This is a genomic window from Pseudomonas sp. GW822-FHT01E03 (assembly GCF_058802985.1).
On the sequence record NZ_JBXAOQ010000024.1, the window covers coordinates 21,331 to 32,539 of the forward strand.

At 57.8% G+C, this 11,209-nt stretch carries 7 protein-coding genes; 2 read left to right on the forward strand and 5 right to left on the reverse strand.

Translation table 11 applies throughout. The features are described from left to right. Positions 1-16: 16 nt before the first annotated feature. The 4 genes from bcsB to AC1RP7_RS27530 all read right to left on the reverse strand — a co-directional run bounded on the left by bcsB (position 17) and on the right by AC1RP7_RS27530 (position 7,636). Positions 17-2,320, reverse strand: a complete 2,304-nt coding sequence (gene bcsB / locus AC1RP7_RS27515; protein ID WP_493183369.1) for a cellulose biosynthesis cyclic di-GMP-binding regulatory protein BcsB — start codon at positions 2,318-2,320, stop codon at positions 17-19. Then, positions 2,317-4,548, reverse strand: a complete 2,232-nt coding sequence (gene bcsA, locus AC1RP7_RS27520) for a UDP-forming cellulose synthase catalytic subunit (protein ID WP_493183368.1) — start codon at positions 4,546-4,548, stop codon at positions 2,317-2,319. The genes bcsB and bcsA overlap by 4 nt, the downstream gene beginning before the upstream one ends. Continuing rightward, positions 4,545-5,717, reverse strand: coding sequence for a cellulose biosynthesis protein BcsQ (gene bcsQ / locus AC1RP7_RS27525; RefSeq protein ID WP_493183366.1), 1,173 nt, complete (start codon positions 5,715-5,717; stop codon positions 4,545-4,547). The genes bcsA and bcsQ overlap by 4 nt, the downstream gene beginning before the upstream one ends. 527 nt (positions 5,718-6,244) lie before the next feature. Then, positions 6,245-7,636, reverse strand: coding sequence for an aldehyde dehydrogenase family protein (locus tag AC1RP7_RS27530; RefSeq protein ID WP_493183364.1), 1,392 nt, complete (start codon positions 7,634-7,636; stop codon positions 6,245-6,247). 100 nt (positions 7,637-7,736) lie between these two features. On the opposite strand from AC1RP7_RS27530, the gene ptrR reads away from it, so the two are divergent. Both ptrR and AC1RP7_RS27540 read left to right on the forward strand, forming a co-directional pair. Next, a complete protein-coding gene (ptrR, locus tag AC1RP7_RS27535; RefSeq protein WP_150812772.1) occupies positions 7,737-8,615 on the forward strand; it encodes a putrescine utilization regulator PtrR in 879 nt (292 codons plus the stop codon). Positions 8,616-8,692: 77 nt separating this feature from the next. Beyond that, positions 8,693-10,897 (forward strand): OsmC domain/YcaO domain-containing protein, encoded by a 2,205-nt coding sequence (locus AC1RP7_RS27540; protein ID WP_493183363.1) that lies wholly within the window; start codon positions 8,693-8,695, stop codon positions 10,895-10,897. Between the two features lie 122 nt (positions 10,898-11,019). On the opposite strand, the gene AC1RP7_RS27545 is transcribed toward AC1RP7_RS27540, so the two are convergent. Next, positions 11,020-11,209, reverse strand: a 190-nt coding sequence (locus tag AC1RP7_RS27545; protein WP_493184009.1) for a hypothetical protein, incomplete at its 5' end; no start/stop codon positions are given.

Genomic DNA, 11,209 nt, shown 5'->3' on the forward strand with positions numbered 1-11,209 from the left:
CACAGGCCTGCGCGGCTCATTGGCCAAGACGACGTTTGGCCCGTAAGCGCAGGGCCAGATAGGCCATGCAAGCAAGCAGCAGGACCCCGAGGAGGGTGAACAGCATGAGCGCAATTACGTTCTGCGAGAGGTACCACTGCAGATAGCGCAACGGACCCAGGCGCCCGACGTAGTAGTCCTGCTCGGCGACTAACGACTCGACATGCTTGCCCCTGACCACCACCAGACTGCCTTGCAATTGCTGGGCATTTTCTTCGCTGCTGAGCAGGGCGTTGGTCACGTCGGCCAGGCCGTCTGGCCTTGTGCCGGCGATAAACACCACGCTGCGGCCACTCTTGAGCGGCGATTCGAATCCGGTCAGATAAGCACTGCCGTCCTCAGCGCTAAACCTGAAGCTGCTGCGCGCTTCGCGTAGATTGGTTTTTGTATCCGGGCTGATCCAGTTGCGCAGGCGCAAGGGCAGGTCAGACAGTTCAAAGTACTGCGCAGCGTCTTCGCCCTTGGCCGGCAGAAGGCTTTGCCATTGCTGCAGCAGCGGCTGATTGTTGCCCGAGGCGAGCACCAGCAAATCCCGGTCGCTTTGCTCGGCCACCTGATCGGCGTGGACCACCTTCACGCCGGTGGCCGGATAACCGGTGGAGTCGCCGAAGCGGCCCAGCAGGGTCAGATAGGCGCTCAGATCGGCCGGGCCTGGCTCGTTGGGCAGGATCACCGATGTTTCAGACAGGTCGGCCATGCGGGTGAACGGGAAGCCACTGTCCTTGAACACCCCGAGGTTGGGCATGGCCATGAAATGTTCGTACTGGCTGAGGTCCAGGGTCGAGTCCGGATCGATCACACCGCGCATGTTGTCGATGATGATGTCGCGGCATTCGCCCTGTTTGATGTAGTCATACATGAAGCGAAATTGCAGGCGCGATTGCAGTGCAACTGAATTGAGCGGCAACAGCATGCGCGACGTGCGGGCCAGGCTGTCGTCGGTTTTGAGCATCGACAGCAGGCTGTCGCTATTGCCCAGTTTCTCGATCGAAGGCAGGTCGATCGACTTGATGAAGGTGTCGTTGAAACTGATCAGCAACGAAGAGTTTGTGGAGACCGGTTGCGGCGTATAGCGGTATTTCAGGTCAAGTTGCGCACCGGGCTCACGCCAGTTGAACAGGTCGGGTGGCAAGCGCAGCGCCACCGTAATTTGTCCCGGGTTGTAACCCGACACATTGAGTTCTGCGGGCTTGGCCAGCTCACCCAGGCGAACCGGGCGATCGGAGGGCAGCCAGTTTGGCGCGTCGTACGGTTGGCGTGGCTTGAGCGAGTCGATCCGGTCGATCACCACGCTCTGCCCGGAAAAGGCCGAGCCGCCGAGGACCAACGCTGTCGCGGCGACCTTGAGATCGGCGCCATCGCGCCCGGAGACGATCAACAGTTTGCCCTGAGCATCATTCGGGTTGCTCATGAGGGTCAATGTCGGCCCCGTGGCCTCTTTGATCGGCAAACCACTCAAGGTCGTTGATTCGTTACCGATGACAAACACCACCGCGTTGCCCTTGGCCGGCAGGCTGGTGAGGCTGGCGGGGAAGGTTGCGCCACGGTAGCTGGCCAGGGCGCCAAACCAGGACGACAGGATCCCGGCGGCCTCAAGCTCAGGACCGCCCGGGCGGGCGGCGAACACGAAGGGCAGCTTCAGGGGCGAGGCGTCTCGACGATCGAACAGGGGAAGTGGCAGAGCGGACAGGTCGTTGGGCTGTTGAATCGACGTCACCTGGAGGCTCAGCTGGCTCTCGTTGCCGATCCTGGCCCAAAGGCTGGAGTGCAAAGGGTCTTCACATTGCATCGTGTAATGACCGATGAACTGCAGGCTGAGCCGATTGAATTCGGTGATGGTCTGCGGCGGAATCTGCACGGTCCGGGTCTGCAATTTACCGGCCTCTTCCTTCGGGAGGGGCAGGCTGGCGGCCACTTGATCGTTGATCAGCACGTTGATTTGCGAAAGGTCGGCCAGCAGCGCCGGTGAGTAGCTGTACTGCAGCGTGACCTGTGCAGCCGTGACGACCTCATCGGCGCGCACATCGAAATTCACACTGTCGGTCGCCTCCACGCCTTTAAGGGTCATCGAATAGCTTTTGCCCAGCTCCTTGAGGGTGCGGGTATAGCTGTTGCTCGGGGTATCGGTCCCGGGCAGCGATGCGACCGTCATCACCACCGGTTCTGTGGCGCTGATTTGGGCGGCAGCATTCAACGCCCAGCCGTTCCAGCCCACTAGCGAGCAGGCGATCAGCATGAGTGAGCGACGAGGAAGAAAGGTCCGGCGAGTGGAAGGCTTCAAGATCGTTGCGTGTCCGCGGTGGAGTCGATGGGTGATGGAGTGTCGGGGCGTTTGCGCAGCAGCGCGTGGCTGTCCTTCAGGCTTGCAACGAACAAGCGCAGGATGGCGCGTAAGCCAATGCTGCTGACCTCGCGCAATGCCGACATGGGCGCGTCGAGGCGGCCGTTACCCCAGGTATTGGCCCAGGTGTCTGCCCGTGAAAAGGTCAGTCGCACCAGTTCGCTTTGCTGGCGCAGGGTCAGGCCCTCGAATTGCACGCCTGCCACGCCGTCGTTGTTGAAGATCGTTGTTGCGGGAAAGAGGCTTGAAGGCGGCGTGCGCAAAATGCACAGCCGCAGCTTCTCATCGACGCTGAGCTGCACCTGCGGTGGCAGTGCCAGACCCACGCCGTTTTGTGAGAAGTCCTGAGTTTTGCAATCGAACCAGGTGCCGTCTTCGCGGTAGACACGCACGGGCAGGTCAGCGGGCACCCTGGGTTCGTTGCGTACCTGAGAGGACTCAGTGGCCACCGCTACGGCGGTGCTGACGATGATGATGTTGTACACGGTCCAGGCCAGGTTGATCAGCAAGGTCGTGACCTCGGCCGAATCACTCCCGACCAGCTTCATCACGCCAATCACCAGACCGATCATGTTCAAGGTCAGCAGCACGATGTAAGGCCGTGCAAGCTTCCAGTCGAAATAGTCCTTCTCGATGGTGCCGCCCTTGTCGGTCACATTGAACTTGCCCAGCGAAGGGCTGATCAGGGCCAACAGTACCGGTCGCATGATGTACCAGGCCAACACCGACTCATACACTTCGTTCCAGAAGGAATGGCGGAAACGCCCCTGGATGGCGGAGTTGGTCAGGCTGGAATGGAAAATATGCGGCAGTACATAGACCGTGACCATCAACGCCGAGGCATGGAAAATCTGCGCGTCGAAAAACAGATAGGCCAAGGGTGCAGTCAAGAACACCAGGCGGGGCAGGCTGTAGAAAAAGTGCATCATGGCGTTGAGGTAGCAGATGCGCTGCCCCAGGTTCAGACCTTTGCCAAATAGCGGATTGTCGGTCCGAAAAATCTGCGCCATGCCCCGCGCCCAACGTATGCGCTGGCTGATGTGTCGGGAAAGGCTTTCGGTAGCCAGGCCCGCCGCTTGTGGAATGGCGAGATAGGCCGTATTGAAGCCACGGCGATTGAGCTTGAGTGCCGTGTGCGCATCCTCCGTCACGGTTTCGGTGGCGATGCCGCCGACTTCCAGCAAGTGAGTCCGCCGGATGACCGCGCAAGAGCCGCAGAAAAAAGCTGCGTTCCACAGGTCGTTGCCGTCCTGCACCAGGCCGTAGAACAACTCACCTTCATTGGGTACCGAGCGAAAGGTATCGAGGTTTTTTTCGAACGGATCGGGTGAATAGAAGAAGTGCGGTGTTTGCAGCAACGCCAGGTTCGGGTCCTTTGAAAACCAGCCCATGGTGATCTGCAGGAAGGAGCGGGTGGGCACGTGGTCGGCATCGAATATGGCGATGAACTCGCCGTCGGTGACTTTGAGTGCTTCGTTGAGGTTGCCGGCCTTGGCATGGTCATTGTTGTCGCGGGTGATGTAGTTGACACCAATCTGCTGACAGAAAGCCTTGAATTCCTCCCGGCGTCCGTCATCGAGCATGTGCACCCGCAGTTTGCCCTCGGGCCAGTCGATGGCCTGAGCGGCAAGCACCACCAGTTTGACGATGCCCAACGCTTCGTTATAGGTGGGAATGAAAACGTCTACCGTCGGCCATTCAGCGGGCGGCTGTTGCAGAAACTGCGGTTTACGATGCAGCGGCCAAGCGGTCTGTACGTAGCCGAAGACGAGGATGAGCAAGGCATACAGCTCGGCCAGCACCAGCCCGTAGCCAAATACGGCATCCTGCCAATTGTCGAAGCCCAGGGTGTCAGTCAGGCGCCAGTACATGTAGCGCAGCGAAGCGATCAGCGAGAGGGTGATCAGGGTCAGGATCGCCAAACGCCCGGCTTGCTTGCGGATGATCAGGCTGGTGGCGAAACAGACGGCAGCAAACGCGGCCTGGGAATACAGGTTCAGCGGCGCGGTGAGGATACCCAGCACCAGCAATGCGGCGAACAGCCCGGCTGAGAGCTTCAGGCCTTGGCGACAACGCTTGGGCCATCGACTGACGTGAGCCTGGAAAGTGTCCAATAGCTCCTCCAGCCACCACGCCTTCGCAGGTGCCTGATTCAGCCGGGCGGTCATGGCGTGCCCTGCAGGCTGGAAGCATCCGCGAAAAGCAGGGCATGGACCGCGCCTGACAGCGAGAGAATATCCTGACAGCCAATGCTCTCAGGTGCGTACTGCAGCAGGTCCCGACCATAGGCCAGCGACTCGTTGAACTGGTGATCGAGGCGAATCGTCCCGATCAGGTTGGCGCCGAGCCGCCGCCGAAACAGCACGCCCATGTCCCTGCAGAACGAACGCGAGTCATCCCGTTGGTTGAGCACATACCGGTGCCGCTGCGCGCGTCTTGGGCTGGTTTCCAGCCACTGGGTCATAGTGTCCAGTGCCAGGTAGGAGGCCGCGTCGGCCACCGTCATTACCAGCACCAGATCGGCGGCGTCGAGTGCCTGTTGCGAATAGACGGTCGCACCCGAAGGAGTGTCCAGGATCACGGTATCGTTTTCGCTGAGGTTCATTGACGCAAGGTGCTGATTCAACCAGTCAGAATCTTCAAGCATCAACTGCTTGAGCAATCGGTGGTCGTTCACCTCGCCAGTGCCGAAGGGCAGGCACTCGCTGTCGCTAAAGCCCGGCAGGCGATGAGCGCCCCAGTCTGCGTGCTGTTCTTTGAGCTGGATCAGCCCGGGAACCTGCCGGGTGATACCCAAGTGGCCGGACAGCGCGTTCTGAGGGTCCAGATCAATAGCGATGGTACGCCCGCCAGGGCGCCGAAGGGTTTTTGCGAGGCCAGCGGCGACGGTGCTTTTACCCACTCCACCATTCGCCGAAACGATAGCAATGACCTTCGCCTTGGTCCGCTTGCGAGTTATTTCTGGTAGACCGTCCCGACGAACCTGGTTGAGTTCACGCAACAGGTCGCTCAATCGCTGACGATCGCACGTAGCAGAACTCGCAGGTGGCTTGGTCAGGGGAGGGGATATGGGTGAAGGTTGCGAGAGGACAACATTCTTCACAGGCTCGACCAACGCGCCAACCAATAAAGAAGGCTGTGGCTCGTCCATTAGAAATACAGGGGGCGTTGGTGTTGGTGTTGGGGGAGGCAAGGCCACCGACGGTTCTGGCTCAGCGAGTGCTGGTGTAACCGGGTCGTCTTTGAAATCTTTGTAGTTCGGTTGTATTTCCTGGTAACTCTCCGCATTGGCGCCAAAACGTGTAAAGAGTTTCGCAATATCGTCTACATATTTCATGCGTTGTACCAGTTATGAAATAACTCAGGAACTCAGCATTCCATTAACTTTTAAAAGTTGATGCGTCGTCTTGGCGTTGGCAGAGTGCCATTAATCTAGGGTGTCTACGTCTTAGTGTCAACGAATGTTATAAGAAGTCAGCGAGACTAATTGATGTTGGTCTGACTGTTATTGGGGGGGTGTTATTTGTGGAAAGTGTGAGTGTTAGAGTTTGTCCAGTAATCACTGTTCAATAAGGTGTAACAGGATGAAAGGTAATGGGGTTACTTGTCCGGATAAATAACTTTCGGTGCGATGGAGTGTGAATGTTGATCGCCTTCGATGAGAAGAGTGATGCGCAGAATGGTCCGTTTTTACTGGGCTTGAAGATGGGTAAATTGAACCAGGGATGAGTATTGATTAACTGTATGGGGTGCCAGGGAGCGAGTTTCAATCACTCCGTCCCGACCCTGTTTTTCAATGAATTAGCCCAGCCTGAGAAGGCTGGGCTTTTTCGTGTCTGAAAATTACCCCTATTTATACCGGCCCTAGCGCCGATCCAGCCAAACCGTTTGTGCATTACAGAATTCACGCACCCCGAAATGCGAGAGTTCACGGCCAAAGCCACTCTTCTTCACGCCACCAAAACTGACACGCGGATCGCTGGCGCTATAGCCGTTGATGAACACGCCGCCGGTTTCAAGTTCGCTGGCCATCTGCCGGGCGAGTTCGACATTGCGCGTGTAGAGGGTGGCGGTGAGGCCGAACTCGCTGTCATTGGCCAACTCCAGCGCATGGGCTGCGTCTCGGGCCGTGATGATTGAGGCCACTGGACCAAACAACTCCTGTTTGAATGATGTCATCTGATCGGTCACATCGCCGAGTACAGTGGGCTCATAGTAGTTACCTGGGCCTTCAGCCTTCTTTCCACCCATCAGCAACGTCGCGCCTTCTTTCAGTGTGTCGCGCACCTGTTGATCCAGTTCATCGCGCAGATCGAAGCGAGCCATCGGGCCGATATAGGTGGTGGTAACCAGTGGATCACCGACAACCAGTTGTTGGGTGGCCTCGACGAACTTGCGGGTAAATTCCCGGGCAATGCCTTGCTCGACTATCAGTCGTTTGGCTGCGGCGCAGACTTGTCCGGTGTTTTGATAGCGCCCGATCACGGCGGCTTTTACCGCCTCATCGAGGTCTGCGTCGTCGAGAACGATAAACGGGTCGGAGCCGCCCAGTTCCAATACGCATTTCTTCAGCGCGGCTCCGGCCTGAGCACCGATGGCCATGCCCGCTCGCACGCTACCGGTGAGGGTGACGGCCGCGATGCGTGGATCGGCGATCGCCTTGGATACACCGTCTGGGGTGACGTTGATGACCTCGAAAACACCTTCGGGAAAATCCGCTTGCTTGAAAGCTTCCAGCAGCAGGTAGGTGCTGCCCATGACATTTGGCGCGTGCTTGAGCACGTAGGTATTGCCGGCGAGCAGGGTGGGGACCGCGCCGCGCAGGACTTGCCAGATGGGGAAGTTCCACGGCATCACGGCGAGAATCGGGCCCAGGGGGCGATATTCAATGCGTGCCTTGCCGCCTTCCACCAGAGTCGGTTCCGGGCTCAGCATGGCGGGGCCATGTTCGGCGTACCACTGGCAGAGCTGCGCACATTTTTCAATTTCACCGCGGGCCTGAGCAATCGGCTTACCCATTTCCTGGGTGATCATGTTCGCCATAGCCTGTGCATTGTTGCGCAAGGCCTGACCGAGGTTGATCAACAGTTGCGCGCGCTGTTCAACCGGTTTGCCGCGCCAGGCGCGAAACCCGGTAGCGGCCCGCGTCAGCGCGGCCTGTAATGCCGAATCGGATTCGAAAGGGTAATGGCCGATCTGCTCGCCCGTAGCGGGGTTGATCGAAATGGCATGGGTAAGGCTGGATACGTTGGTCATGGCACCGTCCTGCGAGGTAGGAATGTGCTCAGGTTATGGGGCTATATGTTTTCTGGAAACTGAATAATACTGAGCATAACGTTCACGTTTGGAGAATAGCTTGGATCTGGTTCAGCTCGAAATTTTCAAGGCTGTCGCCGAGCACGGCAGCATCAGCGTGGCCGCCCAGCATATCCACCGGGTGCCATCGAATCTCACGACCAGAATCAAACAGCTTGAACTGGACCTGGGTGTAGATCTGTTTATTCGCGAGAAGAGTCGCCTGCGCCTGTCGCCGGCCGGCTGGAGCTTTCTGGATTACGCTCGACGTATTCTCGATCTGGTTCAGGAGGCGCGCGCCACCGTGGCGGGTGAAGAACCGCAGGGAGCCTTCGCCCTGGGTTCGCTGGAAAGTACTGCAGCGGTACGTATTCCAGAGCTATTGGCCGCCTATAACCAGAAGCACGCCAAGGTCGAACTGGACCTGTCCACCGGCCCCTCCGGGACCATGATCGATGGAGTACTGTCCGGGCGGCTGGCCGCTGCATTTGTCGATGGTCCGGTCTTGCATCCGGCGCTGGAGGGCGTGCCTGCATTCGAGGAGGAAATGGTCCTGATCGCCCCCCTCAACCATGACCCGATTCATCGGGCCAAGGATGTGAATGGCGAAAACATCTATGCCTTCCGCTCCAACTGCTCCTATCGCCATCATTTCGAAAGCTGGTTCGCCAATGGCGCGGCGGTGCCCGGCAAGATTTTCGAAATGGAGTCCTATCACGGCATGCTGGCCTGCGTCAGCGCCGGTGCCGGCCTGGCGCTGATGCCCCGCAGCATGCTCGAAAGCATGCCTGGATGCACGACGGTCAGTGTCTGGCCGTTGTCGGAGTCGTTCCGCTATTTACGCACCTGGCTGGTGTGGCGCAGGGGGACCGTGTCGCAGAGCCTGACGATGTTTGTGCGATTGCTTGAGGAGCGCGGTGTGGTGTTGATCGATAAATAGCGGAAAGTTAACGGTCTGTGCCGAAAAACCGGATAATGGCGGCCAAATCGTTTAGCTCGTTATTCTGGTAATCGCACATGGAAATCAAGGTCAACTTTCTCGACAACCTTCGACTTGAAGCCAAGTTCGACGACTTCACGGTGATTGCCGATCAACCCATTCGCTACAAGGGCGATGGCTCGGCACCGGGGCCGTTCGATTACTTCCTGGCTTCGTCGGCGTTGTGTGCGGCGTACTTCGTGAAGCTGTATTGCGAGACTCGCAATATCCCCACCGAAAATATCCGCCTGTCGCAGAACAACATTGTTGATCCGGAAAACCGCTACAACCAGATTTTCAAGATTCAGGTTGAATTGCCGGCGGACATTTCCGCCAAGGACCGTCAGGGGATCTTGCGCTCCATTGACCGTTGTACGGTAAAGAAGGTGGTGCAAACCGGGCCTGAGTTTGTGATTGAAGAGGTCGAAAACCTCGACGCCGATGCCCAGGCGTTGCTGATGCCGCACTCGACCAGCGAAGCGGGCACCTACATTGTGGGCAAGGACCTGCCGCTGGAGCAAACCATCGCCAACATGTCGGGCATCCTGGCTGACCTGGGCATGAAGATTGAAATCGCTTCGTGGCGCAATATCGTTCCCAATGTGTGGTCGCTGCACATCCGCGATGCGCACTCGCCAATGTGCTTTACCAACGGCAAAGGCGCGACCAAAGAAGGCGCGCTGGCATCGGCACTGGGCGAGTTTATCGAGCGGCTCAACTGCAACTTCTTCTACAACGATCAGTTCTGGGGCGAGGACATCGCCAACGCGGCGTTTGTGCATTACCCGGACGAGCGCTGGTTCAAGCCTGGCCCGAAGGACGAACTGCCGACTGAAATTCTCGACGAGTACTGCCTGAAGATTTACGACCGGGATGGCGAGTTGCGTGGCTCGCATCTGTACGACACCAACTCCGGCAATACCCAGCGCGGCATTTGTTCACTGCCGTTTGTGCGCCAGTCGGACAATGAGGTGGTGTACTTCCCGTCCAACCTGATCGAAAACCTGTTCCTGAGCAATGGCATGAGCGCCGGCAACACCCTGGCCGAAGCCCAGGTGCAGTGCCTGTCGGAGATCTTCGAGCGCGCGGTCAAACGCGAAATCCTCGAAGGCGAAATGGCCCTGCCGGATGTGCCGCAGGAAGTACTGGCGAAATACCCGGGGATTCTGGCTGGTATCCAGGCCCTGGAAGAGCAGGGCTTCCCGGTGCTGGTCAAGGATGCATCGCTGGGCGGGGAGTTCCCGGTGATGTGTGTGACCTTGATGAACCCGCGTACCGGTGGCGTGTTTGCCTCGTTCGGCGCGCACCCCAGCCTGGAAGTGGCGCTGGAGCGCAGCCTGACGGAGCTGCTGCAAGGCCGCAGTTTCGAAGGCCTGAACGATCTGCCTCAGCCGACCTTCGAAGGTCAGGCGGTGACTGAACCGAACAACTTCGTCGAGCACTTTATCGATTCCAGCGGTGTGGTCTCGTGGCGCTTCTTTAGTGCAAAACCGGATTTTGAATTCGTTGAGTGGGATTTCTCCGGTCAGGGCGAAAACTCCAATACCGAAGAGGCCGCGACCCTGTTCGGCATCCTCGAAGACATGGGTAAAGAAGTGTACATGGCAGTCTATGAGCACATTGGTGCCAAGGCCTGCCGCATTCTGGTGCCGGGTTACTCGGAAATTTATCCGGTAGAAGATTTGATCTGGGATAACACCAACAAAGCGCTGCAGTTCCGCGCTGACATCCTGAACCTGCACAGCCTGAGCAAAGTCGGCCTGAGATCGCTGGCCCAAGGTCTGGAAAACAGCGAGCTGGATGACTACACCGACATCACCACTTTGATCGGCATCGAGTTCGACGACAACACGCCTTGGGGCAAGTTGACGATCCTGGAGCTGAGGCTGCTGATTTATCTCGCCTTGCAGAAGTTTGATCAGGCCAAGGATCTGGTGGAAGCCTTCTTGCAATACAACGACAACACCGTCGAGCGCGGCTTGTTTTATCAAGCTGTGAACGTCGTGCTGGAAATGCAGCTGGACGATGATCTGGAACTGAGCGACTACGAGGTCAACTTCCGCCGGATGTTCGGCAACGAGCGGATGGACGCGGCGATAGGGTCCGTGGATGGCAGCGTGCGATTCTATGGTCTGACGCCGACGAGCATGAAACTGGAAGGGCTCGACAGGCACCTTCGCCTGATCGAAAGCTACAAAAAGCTGCACATGGCGCGGGCGAGGGTGTCGGCTTTGTCCAACTGATAGCGATAACAAAAAAGCACCTTGGGTGCTTTTTTGTTTTTTGGCCGTCAGTCAATCGTCTGTGCACGTGGGCTGATTTTTTGGCTATGACATGGGTTGTGGCTGCCTATGGGGAAGCTCTTCTATATAGAGGGGCGTTCTGGCTCCTCTATATAGGCACCCTTTGGGGTGTTTTGCTGCTTTCCGCAGCTTATTGATAGAAAACCCGAATCAGTGCTTGACGGCAGATTGTAGATGTCTATAATTCGCCCCACTTCCGGCGCAGTCGAAACGGAAAACTCCTTGGTAAACAAAGAGTTACGCAGTTTTCGG

Bases quoted from the DNA above. Each gene is read 5' to 3' on its own strand.
- AC1RP7_RS27540 (WP_493183363.1), top strand. From the start codon at position 8,693: ATGGAAATCAAGGTCAACTTTCTCGACAACCTTCGACTTGAAGCCAAG.
- bcsQ (WP_493183366.1), bottom strand. From the start codon at position 5,717: ATGAAATATGTAGACGATATTGCGAAACTCTTTACACGTTTTGGCGCC.
- AC1RP7_RS27530 (WP_493183364.1), bottom strand. From the start codon at position 7,636: ATGACCAACGTATCCAGCCTTACCCATGCCATTTCGATCAACCCCGCT.
- bcsA (WP_493183368.1), bottom strand. From the start codon at position 4,548: ATGACCGCCCGGCTGAATCAGGCACCTGCGAAGGCGTGGTGGCTGGAG.